Source organism: Rhodococcus sp. IEGM 27, assembly GCF_033142305.1.
GTDB classification, from domain to species: Bacteria; Actinomycetota; Actinomycetes; order Mycobacteriales; family Mycobacteriaceae; genus Rhodococcus_F; species Rhodococcus_F oxybenzonivorans.
In genome coordinates this window covers 1-21902 of sequence record NZ_JAWLSG010000017.1, presented here as the reverse complement: position 1 = coordinate 21902, position 21902 = coordinate 1, and the positions used below count along the sequence as shown (strand labels likewise).

General features: G+C 67.0%; 11 protein-coding genes, 4 pseudogenes and 1 other annotated feature. Of the genes and pseudogenes, 5 read left to right on the top strand and 10 right to left on the bottom strand.

What is annotated here, in order from left to right; genetic code table 11:
- Window positions 1–357 precede the first annotated feature (357 nt).
- The 3 genes from R4P95_RS31015 to R4P95_RS31005 all read left to right on the top strand — a co-directional run bounded on the left by R4P95_RS31015 (window position 358) and on the right by R4P95_RS31005 (window position 4516).
- On the top strand, window positions 358–1428 hold the full coding sequence (locus R4P95_RS31015; protein ID WP_317747698.1) for a site-specific integrase: 1071 nt from the start codon (window positions 358–360) through the stop codon (window positions 1426–1428).
- A complete protein-coding gene (locus tag R4P95_RS31010) occupies window positions 1425–3635 on the top strand; it encodes a group II intron reverse transcriptase/maturase (protein ID WP_317747699.1) in 2211 nt (736 codons plus the stop codon). Before R4P95_RS31015 ends, R4P95_RS31010 begins: the two co-directional genes overlap by 4 nt.
- Before the next feature lie 389 nt (window positions 3636–4024).
- Window positions 4025–4516 (top strand): helicase associated domain-containing protein, encoded by a 492-nt coding sequence (locus R4P95_RS31005; protein ID WP_317747700.1) that lies wholly within the window; start codon window positions 4025–4027, stop codon window positions 4514–4516.
- Between the two features lie 565 nt (window positions 4517–5081).
- Here the strand turns inward: R4P95_RS31005 and R4P95_RS31000 are convergent.
- The 3 genes and pseudogenes from R4P95_RS31000 to R4P95_RS30990 all read right to left on the bottom strand — a co-directional run.
- Window positions 5082–5426, bottom strand: coding sequence for a hypothetical protein (locus R4P95_RS31000; protein WP_317747701.1), 345 nt, complete (start codon window positions 5424–5426; stop codon window positions 5082–5084).
- Between the two features lie 31 nt (window positions 5427–5457).
- Window positions 5458–6132, bottom strand: a pseudogene (locus tag R4P95_RS30995) (AAA domain-containing protein); the annotation flags it as partial.
- A 30-nt stretch (window positions 6133–6162) separates the two neighbouring features.
- Window positions 6163–6471, bottom strand: a pseudogene (locus tag R4P95_RS30990) (transposase); the annotation flags it as partial.
- 48 nt (window positions 6472–6519) lie between these two features.
- Here R4P95_RS30990 and R4P95_RS30985 point away from each other — a divergent pair.
- Window positions 6520–7914: an IS30 family transposase gene (locus tag R4P95_RS30985; RefSeq protein WP_317747702.1), complete on the top strand. Its 1395-nt coding sequence runs from the start codon at window positions 6520–6522 to the stop codon at window positions 7912–7914.
- Between the two features lie 7 nt (window positions 7915–7921).
- On the opposite strand, the pseudogene R4P95_RS30980 reads toward R4P95_RS30985, so the two are convergent.
- From R4P95_RS30980 to R4P95_RS30950, 7 genes and pseudogenes are all read right to left on the bottom strand, one after another.
- A pseudogene (locus R4P95_RS30980) lies at window positions 7922–8880 on the bottom strand (IS3 family transposase); the annotation flags it as partial.
- Window positions 8462–8593: a sequence feature (AL1L pseudoknot), on the bottom strand. Its footprint overlaps the pseudogene before it by 132 nt.
- Before the next feature lie 54 nt (window positions 8881–8934).
- Window positions 8935–9072 (bottom strand): annotated as a pseudogene (locus R4P95_RS30975) (helicase); the annotation flags it as partial.
- 182 nt (window positions 9073–9254) lie between these two features.
- Complete coding sequence (locus tag R4P95_RS30970; RefSeq protein WP_317747703.1) at window positions 9255–9914, bottom strand: DUF6262 family protein; 660 nt, start codon at window positions 9912–9914, stop codon at window positions 9255–9257.
- Entirely contained in the window at window positions 9911–12475 is a 2565-nt protein-coding gene (locus tag R4P95_RS30965) for a tyrosine-type recombinase/integrase (RefSeq protein WP_317747704.1), read from the bottom strand. The genes R4P95_RS30970 and R4P95_RS30965 overlap by 4 nt, the downstream gene beginning before the upstream one ends.
- Entirely contained in the window at window positions 12472–13059 is a 588-nt protein-coding gene (locus tag R4P95_RS30960) for a tyrosine-type recombinase/integrase (protein WP_317747705.1), read from the bottom strand. The genes R4P95_RS30965 and R4P95_RS30960 overlap by 4 nt, the downstream gene beginning before the upstream one ends.
- On the bottom strand, window positions 13022–20119 hold the full coding sequence (locus R4P95_RS30955) for a hypothetical protein (protein ID WP_317747706.1): 7098 nt from the start codon (window positions 20117–20119) through the stop codon (window positions 13022–13024). The genes R4P95_RS30960 and R4P95_RS30955 overlap by 38 nt, the downstream gene beginning before the upstream one ends.
- A gap of 646 nt (window positions 20120–20765) precedes the next feature.
- Window positions 20766–21128 (bottom strand): type II toxin-antitoxin system HicB family antitoxin, encoded by a 363-nt coding sequence (locus tag R4P95_RS30950; RefSeq protein ID WP_317747707.1) that lies wholly within the window; start codon window positions 21126–21128, stop codon window positions 20766–20768.
- Between the two features lie 316 nt (window positions 21129–21444).
- On the opposite strand from R4P95_RS30950, the gene R4P95_RS30945 reads away from it, so the two are divergent.
- Window positions 21445–21858 (top strand): hypothetical protein, encoded by a 414-nt coding sequence (locus tag R4P95_RS30945; RefSeq protein ID WP_317747708.1) that lies wholly within the window; start codon window positions 21445–21447, stop codon window positions 21856–21858.
- Window positions 21859–21902 lie beyond the last annotated feature (44 nt).

Genomic DNA, 21902 nt, shown 5'->3' with positions numbered 1-21902 from the left:
AATCGTTCTCGGCGTGTCTGCGGCCTGATCCTGGGCTTGGTCGGTTGGGTGTCCGCCATGCCTGATGAGGGCAGCCTGATGTGGGCGGGTTTGGCGGGAGTTGTGCCGGGATCCGAAGTGGCCGTGCGGTTCCGTGGAGACTCCGGATGGTGACGGCGCTCGCTGAAAATGGATCTGGCGCACTTTTCGTGATTCTGTTGTCGGCCTTAGCTATACGGTATGGATGACGCGCTTGCGGAGCAGGTCCAGGTTCGCGCGTCCGTACATCTGACGTTTAAGCTTTTTAAAAGTTACGTGGAATCTGGCCGTGGGGACGATCATGTCTCCTCGGTGTTGACCACGAACTGAGGAGATGGTTTGAGCGGCACGGTGGTGTTGGAGGAGAAGTGGCCGGTGCTGGGCCGGCATGTGCAGGCGGCCGGGTGGTTGCGGGTGTGGACCGATCTCGGGAGGGCGCCTCGGACGATCGACGCCTACGCCCGGGGGCTTGCCGAGTACCTGGAGATGTGCGAGCGGGAGGGCGTCGACCCGCTCACGGCGAGCCGGGCGCATGTCGGCGTCTATGTGCGGGAGTTGACCGACCGGCCCAGCCGCCGTGGCGCGAATGTGGTGTCGCTCGATTCCGGATCCGGGCTGGCGAATGCCACCATTCAGCAGCGGCTGGTGCCGGTGCGGCTGTTCTACGACCACCTCATGGAAGAGGGCCTGCGCGAGTCCAATCCCGTTGGCCGGGGACGTTTCACACCCGGCCGACGCGGTGGCGGGCATCAGCGGGGGTTGGTGCCCCGGTTGACGAAGCTGCCCTGGGTCCCGACCGAGCGGCAGTGGGCGGACATACTGACCGTCGCCGCCGAGGAACCGGTCCGCAACCGGGTGATGCTGGCGCTGGCCTACGATGCCGCGCTGCGTCGTGAGGAGCTGTGCGCGCTGCGTACCGACGATCTCGACCCGGCCCACCGCACCCTGCGGATTCGGGCGGAGACGACGAAGAACCGGCTCGAGCGGGTCGTGCCCTACTCGGCTCCGACCGGGGTGCTGCTGTCGGACTATCTCGCGCATCGGGCGAGACTCAGCAGGGCACGCGGATCGCTGTTTCTGTCGGAGTCCCGCCGCAATCACGCGCAGCCGTTGAGCCTGTGGACGTGGTCGAAGGTGGTGCGACGGATCGCGCTGGCCGCCGATGTTCCGCGGTTCTCCACGCACACCACCCGGCATCTGTGTTTGACGGATCTGGCCCGGATGGGCTGGGAGCTGCATGCGATCGCGACCTTCGCCGGGCATCGCCACACGGACTCGACGCTGCGCTATATCCACCTGTCCGGGCGGGATCTGGCCGACAAGCTCGGCCGCGGCATGGACCACATCCACGCCTGGCGCATCGGAATGCTCACCGGCGTTGATGCCGCGACCGCAGGAACACCACATTGACCGCGCCGCTGTCGGGGACCCTCGAACCGGACCTCGAATCACGTTGGTGCTCACCGCTCGTCGCGCATCAATTCGACACGACTGTCGACCTCCGAGGCGACGAGGTCCGGGCCATCGGTGAACTCGGCGTGCGCAACCTGCGGCGGCTGCAGTATCACGATCCGCACGCGCCGGGCTGGCAGGTGATCGGACGACTGCTGCGACCGCTGGAGACGTTCAACGCAGGACTGGATTCGCCGGCCACCGCGCATCGGCGGCGCGCCATGGCCGACGCCGTCGCGGTCCTGCTGGTGCGCTGCGCCGAGGTGGAGCGGACCTTCTGGGGCTGGAGCACGCAGGAATGGTTGCATCTGCTCGGCGGTGATCAGGCCGAGTTCCGCCGGAACGCACCCGCCTGGGCCGGCGACGAGGTCCGCCCCTATCTCGCGGCGCACGCCTACCTGCTGGGCTCCTTCACCGAGTTCCACCGGCTCGGCAGCTTCCAACGCCTGACCCTGTCGTGGCGGATCTTCGGGCGCGACCGAGTCGACGGCGAGATCGCCCGGCTTCGTCAGGTGCTCGCCGAGTGGGGTTATCGGCTCGGACGCGGCGACGACACGCTGCTGCCGATGGTGGCCTGCCAGCTGTTCCTGCTCAGCCGCAGCCCGCACCTCGAGGACCTCGGCACCGAGCTGTTCGATCGGGTCCGCCGTGACGGACTGCTCGGCGGCGCCCGGCTGAACGCTGTGCATGCCGTGCAGCGGGCGGTGAATGCTCTCGGATTCTGTGACCCGCCGCCCGCGACGACCGGTCGTGGCACTGCTCGGGCGGCCGGCGGTGCGCAGATCTGGCAGCGGTGGGTTGTGCGCTGGTACGCGACCTCGACATTGACGCCGCGGGCACGCGGCAACGTCCGGTCCCGCCTGCTCAAGGTCGGCCGCTGGATCGCAGCCGAGCATCCCGAGGCCGCCGATCCGACGGCGTGGACCCGGCAGACCTGCGCGACCTGGGTCGCCGCGCTGGACCGGATGAACGTCGGCGACTACGTGCACCGCACCACCGGACTCGATAAGCGCATCGGCAAGCCGCTTCAGGCCTCGACCAAGGACGGTCACCTCTCGGCGATCCGGAGGTTCTTCACCGACTGTCAGGAATGGGAATGGCTGCCGCGACGCTTCGATCCTGGGCGCGCACTGGCCACTCCACGCAGCATCACCGCGCTGCTCGGTCCGAACCCCCGGGTAATCGCCGACGACATCTGGGCGAAGCTGCTCTGGGCGGGACTGAATCTGTCGCACGCCGATCTCCCCGAGACACAATCCGGGAACTTCTACCCGTTCGAACTCGTCCACGCGATCACACTGTCCTGGTTGTTCTCCGGACTGCGCAGCGACGAGATCACCCGCCTGCGGGTCGGCTGCATCCGCTGGCAGCACGACGACACCCCCATCGTCGGTGACTCCGATCAGGTGCTGGCGCGTGACGCGGTCTGCCTGCTCGATGTCCCCGCGCACAAGACCGGCACCGCGTTCACCAAGCCGGTCGACCCGATCCTCGGCCAGGCCCTCGACACCTGGCATACCCTCCGACCCTCACAACCGGCCCGTGATGTGATCAAAGCCAAATGCGCCCCGTTCCTGAAGCTCGGCAAACCCGAGCGACGCAACCGGATGGTCAACGAGGACGACCACACGATCGTCAGGACCTATGGTGCGCAGTACCGGGGATTGGTGGAGTACTACCTGCTGGCCGGTGATGTCTATCGACTGAACCGGTTGGAATGGGTGATGAAGACCTCCATGCTCAAAACGCTGGCCTGCAAACACAACTCGACGGTGACCACGATGGCGGACCGTTACAAGACCACCATCTCCACACCGTCGGGGCCACGCAGGTGCTTCGAAGCACGCGTAGAGCGCGAAGGCCGTCAACCACTGATCGCACGGTTCGGTGGGATTCCCCTGCGGCGCAAGAAACACGCGGTCCTGACCGATCGCATCCCGCGCCCGGTCACCGTCCGCCGAAAAGAGCTGGTTACCCGGCTCCAGGCAGGACGCTGCGAGCTGTGCACGCAAACCGGCACGGTGGATGTCCACCACGTCCGCGCGCTGGCCGAGCTCCACAGACCGGGACAACCGCAACCCGTGTGGAACCAACTCATGGCCAAACGGCGCAGGAAAACCCTCGTGGTCTGCGCCGACTGCCACACCACGATCCACAACGGGTAGTCAACCGCGCCACCCACGCAGTAGTCACTGGAGAGCCGTGATGCTCGGAAAGCGAGCACGTCCGGTTCGGGAGGGGGTCGTCGGGTCGGGTCCAGCTGCGCTGGCACCACGCCCGACGGCCTACCTCATTGGTCGGACCGTACAAGAACAACGGTGCCGAGTATCAGTCGAAGGGTGAACGAACATCTGTTCCTCACCACCTTGCGGTTGACCGACCCAAAAGCGACTGGGCAGGACTGACCCTCTACGGAATCCTCCGTGAACTCCAACGTGCACTTGCCCGTTGGATCGGTACCTGCCCGCTCTGTCACCACACCTTCCCGACCTAACAAAGTCCTATTAGTGACTACCAGGCAACACGTGACGGCTTTTCTGAGGATGTGATCTCGATGCGAGCACGGCCGCCGGCGGCCTCACCTCTGCAGCTCTGCGCCGAGTTTCGCCACCGTCACCCCGCACTCGTGATGCCCGCCGACTACGTCACCGAGTGCGGCTTCCGACTGGGACGTTGGCAGGACCGTCAGCGGGTTGCCCGCATGCTCGGCACCCTGCCGCCGCAACGCATTACGCAACTCGATGCGATCGGCTTCGTGTGGACCGATGACAGCGCGCCGCTCCCTGCCGTGCCACCGGCCGAGGGCAAGCGGCGACGGATGCTCACCGAAATCGCAGCCTACCGCGAAGAACACGGCGACGCACTCGTCCCCGCAAACTATGTCACCGCCGACGGTGAACAGGTGGGCCAGTGGCTCTACCGGGCAGTGAAAAAGTGGCGAGCCAACGCACTGCCGGACAACGAGCGGCGCCCCCTCGCAGTCCTCGGGGTGTCCCCCGGGCCGCGCCCACGGGGACCACGACTCTCAGCGCACCCGATGGGATAGCCACCACCACCTGTCCCTCAGACAGATCGACACTCGCGCTCTATGAGGCGGACAGGGGTAGCGCCCATCCCAGTCGGCCACAGCCACGACGAGGCGAAGGACACGGCGTCCGGACTGATAGCCGTGCACATGCTCCGGCGCTCGGCGAGGTGAAGGACTGTCAGATTCCAGTCGATGTGGACGGAGTCGATGTGGACGAAATAGATCAGAACTTCTCTGCCGCACTCCAAGACGGCCACCGGCCAACCCTGCTTCGGTCGCGTAGTTCCGGGACTTTCGGCCTCCAGCCAGAGACGTACTCGCTGAACCACACGCATCTTCACTCGTGCGTCAGCACGCATTTCGACTCGCCTGCCAACACGCACCGCTTCACGCATATCAACACGCAGCGCGTCACGCACATCAACACGGGTCATTTCACGTACATCGACCCGCATTAATCTCGCGGTCAGGGATACGCGTGGTGACCGCATGGGAATCGGGAAGTACCCGGTCCCCGGCGCACCCGGTGCCGGGGACCGCCGGCTGGACGGGGCCGTCCGGACCCGTCCAGCCGTCAGTTCCGTTAGTCCGCGCCGTACAGTTCGGCGGTGTAGTGGACCGCTCCCCTTCGCTGTGCTTCGTCCCAGTCGACGCCCATCACGTCGGCCAGATGGTGCAGATCACCGAGGAAGTCCCCGAAGACCGTGATGGCCTCCTCCTGATCGGTATTGCATGTGCGGGCGTAGGTGATCAGCCCATCGCTTGCCCGCACCGCGCGGACACCGTTGTCGTGGACCTGAGAACCCTCGTCGTACTCGTAGGTGAAGTTCGGTCGGGTCCGCCCCGCGAATGCGGCCGCCAGCTGGGCTGGCGAGTCGACGTCCGGCAGCCGTTCTGCGCGGAACTCGGTCATGATTTCATCGGACATTGTCCAAATTTTCTTTCGTTGTGATGTGTTGCTACACAGCGGGAGTGCAGTGCAGCGCGGCCAACAGGGCGGTATTGGTGGCGTGCGCGGTCGAGGGTTCGGTGTAGGCGAGTACGTCGGCGCTCGCGTCATCGATGACGACGCTCATGTGGGCGCGGTGGCGGGAGAGCATCACGCAGGCGCGGCCCGGATCGAGGCTGAATGGTTCGGCGGTGCGGTATCCGGCCAGTGGATGCAGCACCACCACAGCGGCACGCTCGAGCCCTTGCAGTGAGTTCGCGGTGCCGACCAGCACGTCTGGGTGCTCGGACAGGAGGGCACGGATCGCCGCCGCCTGCGTCACGTGGGGAACCACCACCGCGATATCGGTGGCGTTCATAGGTCGTTGGTCCTCGGCGGTGACGAGCTCCGCGTCGAGTAGCTCCCGTGCCCGCTGTGCGCACGCGGTCACCAGCGTCGGGTCTGACGGGCCACCGCAGACCGTGACGGGGTGGTGCGCCAATTCGGGCAGCACGACTCCGCCCGAGTCGGTCAGGTGCTCCGGTGGTCGTCGGGAGGTAAACGGCAGGTCGGGGTAGAACAACGGTTGAATCAGGGCGGTGGTGCCGGGTCCGAGCCGCCAGGTGTGGCGCAGCCGGACCACGCCCACCGCGTCGCCGTGTGCGGCTTGCAGCGCGATCGGTCCCGGCAGGTTCGGGGCGGTATTGAACCGCCCTGGATCGAGTGGAGACTTCGTTCAGGCCACCTCGGGGATGGAGGTAGCGGTGGGGCGCTGCTCACGGTAGCGCGTCTCGTACTCGATCGGCGAGAGATAGTCGATCGACGAATGCAACCGGTCCGCGTTGAACCAGCGGACCCAGTCGGCGGTCTCCCGCTCGACCTCGGCCCGACCGGACCAGGACTGTGCCCGGTCGATCAGCTCGGTCTTGTAGAGCCCGATCGTCGACTCCATCAGAGCGTTATCGAGGGCGTCCCCGACACTGCCGATGGAACCGGCGATCCCGGACTCGACCAGAGACTCGGTGAAGGCAAGGGACGTGTATTGACCAGGCTCAACCGGTGGAAGCAACACCTCGATAACGGAGGTGTGGGAATGGGACGACCACCCGGGTGGGCAGCAGCGTTGACGGGGCGTGCGGTGATGCGGTCACCGGGACGGCCTCCGATACGCCGAGATCTAGAGCGGGCATTCTGGACGCGGATCGCCGAGGGTCTCACGAGCGACGACGCAGCGACCACATGCGGCGTGTCGGGGCCGGTGGGGACACGGTGGTTCCGCCAGGCTGGTGGGATGCCACCGATCGAGTTGACCCCGGTCTCGGGGAGGTACCTGTCGTTCACCGAGCGTGAGGATATCGCGCTGCTGCGAGCCAAGGGTATGAGTATGCGCGACATCGCTGACCGGATCGGACGGTCACCGTCGACGATCTCGCGGGAGTTGCGGCGGAACGCCGCCACCCGCAATGGCAAGCTCACATACCGAGCGTCGACCGCACAGTGGAAGGCCGACCTCGCCGCGAGGCGCCCAAAACCAGCGAAGCTCGCCGAACACGATCGGCTACGAGAATATGTGCAGGACAAACTGTCTGGTGTGATTCGTGCCGACGATGGAACCGTGGTGTCCGGTCCGGATGCGGCTTGGATTGGCCGAAACAAGCCTCGGCGCGGTGATCGTCGGTGGGCGACGGCGTGGAGTCCGGAGCAGATCTCGAATCGCCTACCGATCGACTATCCGGAGGACCCGACGATGCGCATTTCACCTGAGGCGATCTACCAATCGCTCTACATCGAGGGTCGCGGCGGCCTGGAGCGGGAGCTCGTCGCGTGCTTGCGCACCGGCCGGGCGCTGCGAAAGCCTCGTGCGCGAGCACGGAAGCAGCGCACCGGATTTATCACCGAGAAGGTGACCATCAGCGCCCGTCCGGAGGAGGTCGAGAGCCGGAAGACGCCGGGGCATTGGGAGGGCGACCTCATCATCGGTCTGACCCGGTCCGCGATCGGCACGCTCGTCGAGCGCACCAGTAGATTCACGACTCTACTACACCTGCCGCGACTGAAGGGCTATGGAACAGCGGCGATGGTGAAGAACGGGCCGGCGCTGTCCGGATATGGTTCGGAGTCCGTTCGTGATGCTCTGGCCGCGACGCTGTCACCGCTGCCCGAGCATCTACGCAGATCCGTGACGTGGGATCGCGGAAAGGAACTCGCGCGTCATGCCGAGCTGACGGCATCTACGGGTATCCGTGTCTACTTCTGTGATCCGTACAGTCCATGGCAGCGCGGAACGAACGAGAACACGAATGGGCTCCTCCGGCAGTATTTTCCGAAGGGAACTGATCTGTCGCGATACAACTTCCGTGAACTTCAGGCGGTCGCCGATGCGCTCAACAACCGCCCCCGAAAAGTGCACGGTTGGAGAACTCCAGCGGAAGTGTTTGCCGAACAGGTACACTCGTCCTCACGGCACGGTGTTGCGACGACCGGTTGAATCCGCCTTGACTTCCGGCATCGGAATGATGAACCAAACCTGTTGATGTGAAAAGGAAGTCAGTTCTTCGTCTCGTGAAGAGAGCTTGCTCGAGAACACCGCTGACCAACGGTGTGGACTTCGTCGTCATCACCCGCCAACCCAATATTCGACGCGAGAACACGTCGACACAGAACGCGGTATAGACGAACCCGGCCAGCGTCCAACAGTAGGTGAAATCGGCTACCCACCATTGATCCGGGCTTTGCGGTGCGGCCCAGTTCCGCTCGATCAGGTCCGGATGCCGGGGCGCTCGCTCATCGCGTTCGGTGGTGACCGTGCGTCGTCTGCCCCGGACCGCGCCGGTGATGCCGGTGATCGACATCAGCCGGGCCACCTGGTCTCTGCCTATCTGGTGACCAGCGCGTTTCATCGCGTGCCACATCTTGCGGACACCGTAGACCCGCCGATTGGCCACATACACCGCATGGACGGCGTTCGCGGCGTAGGCGTCGGCCAGTTCGGCGGCGGAGATCCGTCCGCGAGTCTTCGCCTTGTAGTAGGTGGACGGGGCGATGCTGATGCCGTGCTCGGTGAGCACGGCACAGATCGGGTCGACCCCGAATCGTTCCCGGTGGGCGTCGATGTAGTCGACGATCACCGCAGTCGGCGGTCGACCTCCGCCGCCGCGAAAAACGCACTCGCGGTCTTCAGTATTTCGTTGGCCCTGCGTAATTCGTCGTTCTCTTTACGCAGGCGACGTACCTCGTCGAGGTCGATTGGTTCCCCCGCTTCCGAGGTGGTCGGGGCGTCGTTCCGCTCCGCGGCTTCGATCCAGTTCCGCAACGTCGCCGGCGCGATGTCGAGCAGTTCGCCGACGTGGCGACGGGCGGCGACCTTCGAGCCTCCGTGCTCGGCGATCCGGTCCCGATACATCCGGACCGCCCGTTCCTGGGTCTCCGCGTCGTACTTCCTCGGTGCAGGCATACCAGCATTCTCCTTGTTAGATCAGGAGCCTCCACCTCGTCCAGGACGGTTCATATCGCTGCCGTCCCATCGAGACACGTCGCCGGTCACCACCGGATCGATCTGACCGGGATCGCCCACACAGACCACCTGCCTGGCCATGGCGCCGAGTGCGCCCAGATCGGCGTAGGTGCATTGCCACGATTCGTCGAGTTCACTGCTCAGCCCGAAAGATTCTGGGGCACAATGCCACGTCAGAAGTCTGAAGCGCTGTGTCATACATGTGTGCGACTGACATTCGGCGGCCCGAGTTATGAGCGCTGCTGGGTCACGGTCACCACGTCGGGCACTGCCGATAGCGTGTTCAGCCCGGAAGGGGTGTGGAACGCTCTTCTTCAGTCGGGCACGGCGAGTGAGCTCGTTGTCATCGTCGTGATGGTCGGAGTGATTCCGTCTGCGTCACGGTCCGGGCCTGGACCTTGGGGAAAGAGTTCCTTGACGCGATCATGGTTGAGGCGGGAGACGTTGGCGCGGGCGCCGCGAAGTTTGCGCAGGAGCTCGTCACGTTCGACGAGAAGCTCGTTTCGGCCCACGAGGAGGCGTTCATTCTCGTCACGGAGCCGGTTGCGATCGTGTTCGAGCCAGGTCCCGTCGGGGTCGCGCAACTGGCCCAGCAGGTCGGCGACGAGTTGGTGCTGCACGGTGAGTTCCCGGCGAAGGGCACGTGACCGATCTTCGGCGTTGAGTGCCCGTTCACGCCAGGACGCTTCCTGTTGTGCCGTCAACACCTCGACGTGGCCCCGTGCCCGAGCTTGCGACGTCGATTGGGCCTCGGTGATGATCGAGTTCGCGGTCTCGTTCTGGTAGGTGAACGAGCGGGATACCCCGGCCAGCGTTGCGACAGCGGAGCGTGTGATCGGTGCACCGGTGCGGCCGAGGGCTTTGACGCTCTTCTGTACCGCCGCGACCTTGACGGCGGCGTCACGCTTACGGGCGTCGATGGCTTGTCGCGGTGCGGGTTTGGGTGTGCGGGGGCGGGTCACCGTGCTGGTCATGACGGCCTGCTCGCGTCGTGCTCGGTGTGGATGTCCGCACGGACGTCGGTGGGTTCTGCCGTCGGGTGGGAGGCGCCGATCTGCACCAGATCGCCGGTGCGCCAGCCGTGGCGCCAGAGCGGGTCGAAGAAGTCCTGCTGTGGGCTCCGCAGGTCGAGGTCCTTGGCCCGGTCGAGCAGGCCGAGCGCAAGTAGCGCTTTCTCCAGCCCGGCCAGCGCTTGGGAGCTCTTGGCGAAGGTGGTGTAAATGTAGTCGCGGGTGCCCTCGTCGGGGGCGCCTTCGGCGAGAGTTGCCCAGCGTTGTTCCTGCCGTTTCCAGTAGCCGTAGTCGGCGCCGGTCAGCACGAAATGCTCACAGGAATGACAGTTGCGGGCGAATGGGCAATCGAAGCCGCCGACAACCGGTTTGAAGGTGCACAGACCGTGTTCGGTGGGGATCGCGGCCAGGTCGACGAGCAGTCGTTGGGCGGCGTCCGTCTCGGTGACGGTGGGGGTGAGCACAATCTCGCCGGGCCGGGCGGCGCCGGGACCGGTAACCCACACCTGCTGCAGGAAGGGCTCGACCTGTGACCCGGCGATGAGCACGTAGGACTCACCCATCCGCTCGGAGACCTGGCCGAGGACCCGTTTGACGTGGGTCATGCTGGCCCCGGCGTGAACGAGGCGGGTGGCGAGGGTATGACGGGCCTGATGGGTGGTGTGGCCGGGGATCCGCATCGTGTCCGACCCGATCCAGGCCTTGAACGCCGCCGTGAACGTCGAGGTGGACAGGGAACGCTCGAAGGAGGGGTTGCTGACCCGGCTGGGGAACAACGCGATCGTGCGGCGCTGGGCTGCGGTGGGATCGGTGCCGTGCTTGAGCCGGAACCGACGCTCCGTCTTCGCTTGGCGGGCCACGATGAGGTCGTAGACGTCGCGGGGGATCTGGACGGCGTAGTCGAGCTTGCCGACCTTGGTCATATCCACCCACAGCCAGGTCCGGCCCAGGTGTTCGCTCGCACAGTCCCAGCGCAGTTTGACGACCTCGCTGATGCGGCGCCCGCACCGCACCTGAATGGACCAGATGTCGGCCAGGCCCCCGTCGTGGGGATCCACATCCTGCAGCAACGCGATGTTGGCCGGATCGCTCAGCGCTCGCAGTACCTCATCGCTGAACGGCCGGGGGTTGCGGACCGAGGTGGCGCCACCGAAGGGCAGGGCGACGATGAATTCCCGGGGTAGCCCGATCGCCGCCGCGGTCCCGCCGTCCATCGCCGCGCGCATCACCCGCCGTAGTGCGTTGATGGTCAGGGAGTAGCTGAGATCGGTGGCCGTGGAGGCGGTTCCGTCCTTGTTGAACACACCCCGGCTCGGTTGGTGGTTGGCGACGCGGCGGGTGAAGTCCGCGACGAAACCCTGGGCGGTGGCCCGGTTCAGCGCCGCCGGGCGCTGTCCCCGGTCGGGATCGCAGTCGGTCAGGTAGGTGCTGAAGCACACGATCGAACGGCGCACCTGCTCGACGACTCCCTGGGTACGGGGGCGGTTCGGCCCGTCGAGCAGGTCAGCGAAGTAGTCCCAGGTCAGGTTGCGAAGCCACCGCTGCCCGATCGAGGTGAGGTCGAACACCGAGCGGCGATCGGGAAACCGGAACCCCCAGTAGTTGGTGTCGAGGTAGCCGAGTTCGCGGGTGTCGCTGCGGGAGTGATGGATCGGGTCGATGTCGGTGCGCAGTCCCTGCACGATGCGGTTGATGGTGCCCGCTTGCCTGCTCCACGCCATGTTGTTCGCGTCCAGCTCGAGCAGGGAGCCGACACCCATCAGGGTGCACGATTTGACCAGCGTCCGAAGCCACGTCGGATGCCACCGGGCCGGTGCAGCGCTGGTGGTGTGTGCCCATAATCCGTACCGGATTTCGGCGGCGAGCAGCGGTGCAAGCCCACCGAGGAACACGATTCCGGTGTTCAATTCCCCACTGGCCCGCGACAACCACGCCGCCATGCCGGTGTCGCAAGGTGATCCGGCGGACACCCATGCCTTTCGGTGGGTCGGGCACAGCCTCGGCTCCCGCTCGGCCCGGCGTAGGCACTTGGCTATCCGGCAGTCACCGACGCCGGGAAGGCTGACCTGACGGGCGACCCACGCTTCCTCGACGAAGCCGACACCGGCTCGACGCCGCCCTATCACGTGCAGGGCGTCGTGGCGCCGGCACAAATCACCGGCGACCGCGTCACGGTCGGGGCAGAAACGACATGTCGGCCGTCGCGCTCCCGTCGACACGCGCACGTCGTTGGCGGGAAACGCGACCGCGGCGCTCTTCCATGCGGCTTCCCCGACACCCCGACGGAGCGCACCCAGGCGCTCGTCACCATGCCGGGCGCACCACCATTGCGGATGGGTGGCGGGCAGCGCACATCCATGCACGCCGCAGAAGTAGCCGTAGATCGGGTCCTGCATGTCGAAGACGATCGGCTCCCGCCGTAGGTGATCGGGGAAGTTCTTGCCCGCGATCAGCGCTTCGAAGCGAGCCAGCGGATCCAGGCGGAACAGGTCGTCGACCGAGCCGACGGACTGGACCACGCTCATAGCTGCTCCGCCCAGATGTGGTCCAGTGCCGCCTGCAACGTCGGGTCCCCGGCCAGGTGGGCGTAGGTGTCCTCCACCGTCTGGGAGCTGGTCCAGCCGCCTTCGTCGGCGACCGCCTTGGTGTTGCCCCCGGTCGCCTCGGTGAGCGCGGTGGCCCAGGTGTGGCGGAAGGCGTGCGGCCTGACCCTACCCAGCCCGGCTCTGCGGCCGGCGCGGTCGATCATCTGCCGGGCCCCGTGGGTACTGAGACCGGCACCGACCCGCTGCCCGGCCAGTTGGACAAGGACGAGGTCACTGTCGGCCAGTGCCCGGACCCGGTGATAGTCCTCGGCGAGGTACTCGTGGTAGCTGGCGACCATGGCGGGGCTGGCCCTGCGCACAATCCCGCCGGTGATGATCCCGTCCACGACGGTGGCCGGGAATCCGCGCTTCGCGGCGGCCCGGTTCGGGTTGATCCGCTTCACGAGATGCGCGTGCGGACCGCTGCGTTCACCGCAGGGGTGGTCCCGGCTCAGATGCAGATCACAGAACCACAGCCCGCACAGCTCACCGATCCGCATGCCCGAATCGCGAAGCCAGGTCACGATCATCCGATCCCGGGCCGTTCGCACCGCGCCGAGCAGGGCGTCGGCGGCCCCGTGCGGCAGCATTCGCGGATGACTCCGCGGCGCGGCCCCGTGCGAGAGCGGGTTGGACGCCATCGACGTGGGCACATGGCCGAGCATCGAGCGGTCCCGATCTCTCCCGGTCGGCAGGCGCCGAACCGAGAATGCGGACCTGAGAACAGGATTGACGTTCTCCCTGTCCGTCACGTCGAGGTAGTAGCCCTTCAGGCAGGCCGCGCGCACGTCCAGGGCGGACGGGCTCAGCGGCGTCGCCCGCCACGGGATCCCCAACGGGCCCGTGTGCTGGGCACCGCACAGCGCCATATACCGCGCGAGATCCTCGATACTCACCCGGTCCTCGCATTCTCCGGTGGTCCGTAACCACCGCAGATGGTCCACCAAGTGGTAGGCGTACGTGCGCTGGGTGCCCTCGCCCAGTCCAGCCAAATATTTGTCGGCCCGGCGGTGAACACGGCCGGACGCCACGTCCAGGACCAAGTAGGACCGACGCCCGCCCGCATGATCGACGCGTTGCACCCGCAAATCGTCCAGCACCATCGAGACCACCCGGACCACCCTTCCCGGTGGCCGACCGTCGCGGACACTGTGCGTGCCACGGTCCCCTATCGACCTCGGAACACACGTGCACCACGCCGCACGGGCGAGAAGTAAAGTCGAGAAACAGGTAGTCGCAGCCGGTTTGCTCGAAGGAGAAACCGACGTCCTTGGAGTCGGCGTTGATCTTCTTCTCGAGCCTTTCCTGCCACCGTTTCTTGGCCTTCTCGATCTCCTTGATCGTGTTCTGCCCGGTGGCGGCCTCGCGGGCTTCCTCGAGCCGGGTGATCTCGTCGGCAATGTAAGCGGCCTGAGTGTCGACCGAGCACTGCATCTTGGTGAAGGCCGGTTCCGGAACGATCACCAGGTCCCAGTCCTGGGAGGCTGATTGCGCCATGAACAGTTGCCGGTCGGCGCGGGACTTGAAGTCGTCCCCGACCAGCACCCGGGCACCGGGGTAGGCGTCGGCGACCTCGCGGGACCACTGGTCGACCAGGTGGTTCGGGACCACCACCCAGGGCTGTTTGATCTGCCCGAGGCGGCGCATCTCCATCGCGCACATCGTGATCGACCAGGTCTTGCCGGTGCCGACGGTGTGGTCGAGCAGCACCGACGGTTCGTTGATCTGCCGCACCGCGACCGCGGCCTGATGCGGGTGGGGTGTGATCCGCAGACCGGGGAAAGTGCGGCCCTGCCCGCTGTAGGAGGGGTCGACGAAGGAGTTGAACCGGTCGTTGAACGCCCGGGTCAGCGCGGCGGTGCGAGCCGGGTCGGCGAACAGCCATTCCCCGAACGCCGTTTCGAGCATCTCGGCCCGCTGTTGCAGTTCCTCGGTGAGCTCTTCGTGGAACCGCGGCTTGGGGGAGTGTTCGAGTTCGGCTTCGGTCTTGAAGACCCGGATGGGCTGGTTGTTGGCGATCTTCTCCAGCAATGACAGCCCGTCGACGCCGCGCCGGTCCCCGGCCGTTTCGTACGGCAGCCCGTAGGGGTCGGTGTACTGGTCTCCGGCGATCGTGAAGTCCCAGGACGCGGTGATGGGGGAGTACTCGACCGCGATGCGGGTGTCCGGGTGCACCGAGAACGATTCGCGGATGAACTGCTCGTACAGCGGGGTCGGTACCCAGTTCGCACCGGGGCGGACGGTGATGTTGGTCGGATCCAGATCCTTCGGGATCACCTGCCGCAGGGCGTCGACGGCGCCGGCGTAGAGCTGCGGGTTGTGCCTAGCGGCGGCTTCGGTGGCCGCCAACTTCTCCCGCACGTTTCCGGACAGGAATCTTGGGGCCGGGATCAGCTCGGTCGGGTCTTCCGGGTCGGGGAAGACCAGCCCGTCGAGCTGGGTCCGGGCGGTCTCGGGGTCGATGCCCACCAGCCCGGCGATCCGGTCCAGGTCGACCTGCCCGGTCTCGTCCAAACTGACTGCCAGCGCTTCGGCGATGTCCTGGGCGGACTGCGCCCGTTGCGGCGCGGTGATGACGTCCTCGGTGAAGATCTTCGACTTGCGCGCCTGCTGGGTGTCCTCGTCGAAGATTTCGATGCTGCGGACCAGCGCGATCGCCGGGTCGTAGCGGATGGCGCCCTCGAGGTGCCGCATCTTCTTCCACGCCGGGTTCGGCTCCGATGCCTCCGCCAGCAGCCGGGCGGCGACGTCCTCGGGAAGGGCACCGGTGACCGGGCCGGTCTCGTCACCGTTGTTGGCCCGCCACTTCTTCTCCAGGTCGGTGAAGCGTTTGTCGATCACCTTCTGGTTGGGCGGCGCGGGGGTGACCCAGGTGAACCGGCCCAGCGGCCCGTACTTCCGTGCGTACGCGTCGTACTGGCGGTTCAGCTGAGCCCGCAGCCGGTTCTTGGTGTCCTCGTCGCCGCCGGTGCGCTGGGCGTCGACGAGGTCGGTGACCGTGCCGGCCATGGCGAGCATGGACTTCCACTGGGCGGTGCGGGCCTTGTCGATCTTCGACGGCACCGGCATCCACCGGCCGCCGAGGGAGAGCTGCTCGAACATGTCGATCTCGTCGTTGTACCGAACCGATCCCGGAATCTCGGTGTTCGCGGCTTCTTCCGCGGTGATCAGCCCGGCCCGATCGAGCATCGGGTCGGCGGCCGGCTGTTCCGCGTCCTGCCCGAGTCCCGTGTTCTTCGCGGTGTCGACGATGGCGGTCAGCCGGTCACGGACCTGGGTGGCCAACGGGCGGGACGGGTCGGCGGTCACCTTCAAGGTGGCCGCCGAGTACATGCCCGATCCGACCCCGAGTTCGCCGAGCACGTTCTCCGGGTGGGCCAGGAAGTAGTCGTTGACCTGGATCTCACCCTCTGCCAGTTCGGCTTTCGAGGTGGTGATCCATTGCTCGGTCGCCGGTGCCGGTGCGCGGCCGGCCTCGCGGCGGCGGAAGATCAGCAGGTCGGTGACCACATCGGTACCGGCTTGGCGGTCGAATGCCTTGGTCGGCAACCGCAGTGCGCCGACCAGGTCGCCGAGTTCGGCGATTTCCTCGCGGGCCTTGGTCCGCTGGGCGTCGGAGGTGAAGGCGCTGGTGATGACTGCGACGTAGCCTCCGGTTTCGGTCAGTGCCAGGGACTTGCGGATGAAGTGGTTGTGGATGGTCAGCCCGGACGGGTTGTGCAGCGGGTCGCTGACTGCGAAGTTGCCGAAGGGGACGTTGCCGATTACCGCGGTGAAGGCGCCCTCGTCGGGGGAGAACTTCTCGAATCCCTGATTGCGGACCTGGTGCTCGGGGTAGAGGTGGTGCGCGATCCGGGCGGTCATCGGGTCCAGCTCCACCCCGACCATCCGGGTGCCGCGCGGGGCGTGGCCGATGAAGTTGCCGGCCCCGCATCCCGGTTCGAGGACCCGCCCGCCGGTGAATCCGGCTCTTCCCAGAGCGGACCACATCTCGGCCGCGATCGCCGGGTCGGTGTAGTGGGCGTTGAGGGTGGAGGCGCGGGCGGCGGCGATCTCCGCCGGGGTCAGCACGGCGGAGAGGTCGGTGCGGAGCTCGTCCCACTCGGGTTTGCGCTTGTCGAAGATGTCCCCGACCGCACCCCACCCGGACCAGGCGGCGAGGACCCGCTGTTCTGCCGGGGTCGCTGCCCGATTCTCGTCATTGAGCTGGTGCACCAGACGGATCGCGTCGATGTTCGCGCGGGCGCGGGCCTTTGCCCCGGATGGTGCCAGCACCTCGGCGCCGAGGACGAAGTTCGCTGCCGCCGCGGGCGGCCGGTCCGCCGCCGACTCGGCCGCCGCCGGCGGTGCAGCCTCGGCCTCGTTCTCGGTGGAGGGGGCGAGGTCCTGACGGCCGCGTTCTGGGGTGTCGCGCTCCCCGGTGATGCTCGCGGCGGCCGCGGCCGACTCGATGTGCCGGCCGGTGCGTGCGGTGGCGATCGCCTCGGCGAGGGTTGCCGTGATGACCGGTTCGGCGTCGCCGCGGCTGACCTGCCAGTCCTTGGTGCGCCACCGGTAGCTGACCTGGGCCCGGTCCTGACCGGGTTCGCCGACCAGGTACTCCGAGGCCCGCACCGCCTCGAGATCGGCCGGTCCGGTCGCCGCCGAGAACAGGTCGTCAGGTTCGGTGGCGCTGGTGTGCAGGGTGTCGAATGCGTGGTCGGCGACGTCGAGACGCAGTATCTCGGACATGTCGAGGCCGTGGGCGCGGCATGCCGCCGCCAGTGCGGGGTGCTCGCGCTCGACCTCGGTGAGGATGCGCGAACGTAACTCTCGGGAGGCCTGCGAGGTCAGGAAGCCGGTGCGGCCCAGGCTGGGGTGCGGTGAGGTGGCGGCCGCGACGAACACCTCGTCTTCTTGCAGGGCCTGCCTGGTGATCTCGGCGAACCGGCCGCGGGCCTGCTCGGCGACCATCCCGCTGCGGACCGGTCCCGCGTTCGGCTGACCGGTGCCGACCGTGGCCCGCCGGACCGCGGGCAGGTGGTGGCTGCCCCAGTGCTCGCGGCTCTCACCGCCGTCGGTGGTGACCTCCCAGATCGGGTTGCCGGTGTGCGGGGTGAACCGGTGTGTCTGGGTGCGGGGGCGGTCTGTTCGTACGAAGGTGTCGACGCCGCGCGGGAACCATTCGGTGGCCTTGTCCCGGTAGACGTCTTCGAGGGACGCCAGCAGCGGCCCGCGGACTTCGGCGGTGAGCCATGGGTGGCCGCCGTGGTCGTCGATCACCGCCGCGAGCTCGGGATGGGTGGCCAGACGATCGGCCAGGTCGTCGGCCGCGGACTCGAGGACGGCGCTGGTCCGTTTGGTCACCAGAGTGCTCGCCGCCAGGGCCACCACCAGCGGATCCTGAGCAAGCTCGTCGTACGCCCAGGCCCGCCACTTCTCGACGGCGGCAGTGCGGTCGTCGACGCTGCCGGCCGCCTGCCAGGCGCGCAGGCTGGGGTCCGGGATCTGCGCCCGGGTGGTGTCGGCGCGGTGCTGCGCCTCGGCCACCGCGGCGGCGTCGGCGTCGGCGCCGTCGAGGATCAGGGCGGTGTGCACGCGTTGGGCGTCGAGCCAGGCATGGATCTTGTCTCGATCCGGAATCTCGGCGTCGGCCTCGACGGCAGTGCCGAGTGCTGTTACCGCGTCGATCGTGACCTCGCCGGGCTCGGCGGTCTCCGGTGTGGGCGCGTCCGGGTCGGGGGAGTCCTTCACCGCCTCGTGGACCGCATCGAGGGTGGTGGCGATGTTGTCGTGCAGCCAGTACGCCGCCGCCTGATATTGCGGATCGGCGGAGTCGACGGACAGCAGCCAGTCGCTGACGGTGAGGTTGAGTAGCCGATGCCGGCCGACGCTGAGGTAGTCCTCGGGTCGTCGCCGCAGCACCTGCAGGCGGGGGTGGGTGATCATCTCGGCCTGCAGATCGGCGAGGACCTCGCCTTCGCGCCTCCGCGCCCATTCGGTCCGGGCACCGTGCCAGCCGCGGTTCCAGTCCGTGAAGATCTGCTCGGTGCGCGGGTCACCAACGGGGACACCGTCGAGTGCAGCGCGGACTCTCGGGTCCGCAGCCGGGACCGGGGCACCACCGGTGGGCCCGTGTTCGGTCCAAGCGTCGCTACCGACCTGCCGCCAGTCCACCGGGTCGGTGCGGTGACTGTTGGCGTGCACCCGGGTCAGGGTGTCCTCGGCCAGTTGCTGCCGCTGCGTTTCGGTTTCCGGGCCGGCGGCGGTGACGGTGGTGTCGAGGGCCTGCTGCACCGGCGGGGCTGCGGTGAACTGCTCGGCCGGTCCGGTCGCGGCCTCGGTAACAGCAGGGCTCGCTTCGAGTGCGAGGACCGCGGCGTCCGCGGCCGCACGATCGGGGTGGTGCTGCGCCCAGGCGCGGGCGGGTAGCTCCGCCGCTGCCGCCTGCCATCGGGCCGGGTCGTCGAGGGCGGCGCGGGCGATCGCCGCGACCTGCGGGTCCTCGCTCATCACCTGCTCGACCAGGCCGGCCTGCACGTCCTCGTGGGTTTTGCGGGCCGCCCAGATCGTGAACTGCTCGAACGTGTTGGCCTCGGCCCCGGCGACCAGGTTCAGGGTCTCGTCGGCCAACACCTGCCCGCAAATGTCGTCGAGCAACGCCGAAATGCCCTCGTCGTCGGCGACGGGTTCGCGTTGGCTGGTGAACTCGGCGACCAGCTCTCGCAGCGGCCGCCGGCCGGGCACGTCCTCCGAGGCCGGCACGGGAGCCGGTGTCTGTGAGGGGCGCCTCTCGCGGTCGGTGCGCTGGGCGGCGAGTTGCTCCCGGATCTGCGCGGACCGCTCCCGTGCCTGCCCGGGCGTCAGTGGGGGACCGGTGTGCTCGGCCCGCTCGCCGCGCGCCCGTTGGGTTTCCGCCTCGGCGAGGATGCGGGCGATCTCCGGGTCGGCGGTGTCGGCGACCTTCCCGGACCGGGTGCGCAGCAGTTTGATTTGCTCGTCGGCGCGGCCGATCGTCAGGTCGTCGGGCAGCCGCACCGGCAACCCGCGCTGGCGCCGCAGGGTCCGCAGGTACGCCTGCTGCCGATCGGTGGCCGGGCGGTCGCGCCAGTCACGGCGCGGTGGCCGTACCCGGCTGAGGGCGGCCACGTCCACCCCGTCGACGTCATAGCCGGCGGCGATGCACGCCTGCCGGGCACGCTCGGCCGCGTCACGGGCCTCGTGGGCATCGGCCGACACCCGCTCGACCCGGGCCGCCATCCGGTCCGCGGTCGCGGTCAGGTCCTCGATCAGCTCCGGATCGGCATTGGCCAGCGACGCTTCGGCTGCCTGCGCCTGGACCTGCTTGGTCGCCTCGCGCAGGGTGCGGACCTTCTGCCGCAGCGCGTCGGCCTCCCGCTGAGCGCGGGCGTAGGAGATGAGCTCCGGGGCTACACCACTCGGTTCCCCGCGGCCTTCGACGCCTTGATCTGCTCGTCGATCATCTGCGCCAGCTCGTCGGCCAGCGGATCCGCCGCCGTCAGCGGCGTGGTCTCGTTGTCCTCCATCCGCTGCGCGATCAGCGCCGCCGCGTACCCCTGGAACGCGTCCGGTTCGCTCGGCCACACCCGATCGACCACCTGCCACGCCAACGGCGGGATCTCCACCATCGAGGTCCGCCACCGATCCGGGTCGCGGGCCTTCCGACGCTCGGTGATCTCCTCCTCGATCCGCTGCTCGATCTTCAGCTCCCGGGCGATCTGCTCCTCGCTGATCTCCGGCACCTGCGAGTACAGCTCCTCGGTCAGCACCGCCTCTCGGCTGTCGTGCTCGGCCTGCGCGATCAACTGATGGGTCGTCATCACGTCCGGATCCTGTCCCGGATGCTCGGCCTTCCAATTCCGCACCAGATACCCCTGACCGCCCCCGAACCGCTGGGACGTCAGCTCCGTCAGCCGCTGGGCCTCCTCGTCGAACTGGGCCGTCAGCTGCTCCTGTGTCGCGCCCGGGTCCACGCCCAGGTGCTCCCGCCAGATCCGCTCCACTTCCGCGCGAATCGTCGGATCGAACTCCGCCATCGTCGTTTCCTCCCTGGATGATGTGTCCGCGCTCGCTCAACCGTCTGGCCCCTCTCATGTGCTGCCACGCGAAGCGTGACCTCCCCGTGCGCCCATTCGTTGGACACAAAGCACATGCAGCCTATGACGGATCTACCGAAAGTACTTGCAGCGCAAAGTTGTTAAAGTCTTACAACTTTGCCTGCGGTCTTCCCTCAGGCGGCACCGCCCGCTGCTGACCGAGACGCAGCCGGAGCCGTGATCTTCTGGTTGACCAGCATGTTGAGCGAGACGCCCTGTTCCTCGGCTTCGATCGCCAGGGTCCGGTGCACCTGCGGGGACGTGCGCACCATGAACTTGCCGCTGTAGGGCCGGTCCGCGATCGGGACCGGCGGTTGCTCGCCGGACAGCGTCATGTCCTCGAGCACTTCACGGACGATTCCGATGACACCGTCGAGTGCTTCTGCCTGCGTTTCCGCCAGCCAGGACAATGATGGGAATTCGGCGACGGCCCCGACGAATTCGCCGTCGTCCTCCGACCAGGTCACCCGATAGGTGTAGTGCGATGCGTCAGCCATCGCGAGCCTCCTTCGTGAGCTTGTCGTATGCGATGACGACCTGGCCTACCTGATACGCCTTGGCCTTGCCGCCGCTGCCTTTCTCCGATGTTCACTCGCGGGTCGCCCGCCCACGGCATCTTGAACACCGCGTGCGAGGTGCCGCGCTGGCGCGGTTCCCCGAAGATGTCGCAGCAGAAGTTGAACAGCTCGGTATAAGTCACGCTCTGCGGACTTGCCCTCATCCTCGCGATCAACTTCGCCTGCTTCGACATACCGGGATAGTATCACCCGTGATACTATCTAGATAGAGGTTGGTGGCCCGAGCAAGGAGTCGGTGGCATTCGATGCCGGCGACCGCACCGAAGCCACTGCCGGTCAGACCGTCTCAACAGTGGACTCGCCGCTGTTACCCACACTGAAAGAGCAATCGGCGGTGTCGGATGCGCTGCCTACACTGGGCAGCGAAAAGGGGAGGAAAGCAATGAACGCCGAACGACGACCACACAAGGTGCCCAGCTATCGCGGTGAGGGACTTCAATTGCAGCTGTCAGGATCAGTATTGGTCCTGGTAGCTGTCGCTGGGGTGCTCGGGGCCCTTGTGATTTTCGGGTTCGAGAGTCCGTTGTTCTACGCGGTTTTTGCGGTCGCTGTCGGATTCGGTGTGCTTGCCCTGTCGCGTATCTATATTGCCGATGTCATCATGCGCCGTCACGCATTCGTCACCCGGGACGTATACAACCTTGGTTAGAGGCTGTTCGACCGGAGTCACACCTCAGAGGTAAACACCGGCCG

Bases quoted from the DNA above. Each gene is read 5' to 3' on its own strand.
- R4P95_RS31005 (WP_317747700.1), top strand. From the start codon at position 4,025: ATGCGAGCACGGCCGCCGGCGGCCTCACCTCTGCAGCTCTGCGCCGAG.
- R4P95_RS31000 (WP_317747701.1), bottom strand. From the start codon at position 5,426: ATGTCCGATGAAATCATGACCGAGTTCCGCGCAGAACGGCTGCCGGAC.
- R4P95_RS30985 (WP_317747702.1), top strand. From the start codon at position 6,520: ATGGGACGACCACCCGGGTGGGCAGCAGCGTTGACGGGGCGTGCGGTG.
- R4P95_RS30970 (WP_317747703.1), bottom strand. From the start codon at position 9,914: ATGACCAGCACGGTGACCCGCCCCCGCACACCCAAACCCGCACCGCGA.
- R4P95_RS30965 (WP_317747704.1), bottom strand. From the start codon at position 12,475: ATGAGCGTGGTCCAGTCCGTCGGCTCGGTCGACGACCTGTTCCGCCTG.
- R4P95_RS30950 (WP_317747707.1), bottom strand. From the start codon at position 21,128: ATGGCTGACGCATCGCACTACACCTATCGGGTGACCTGGTCGGAGGAC.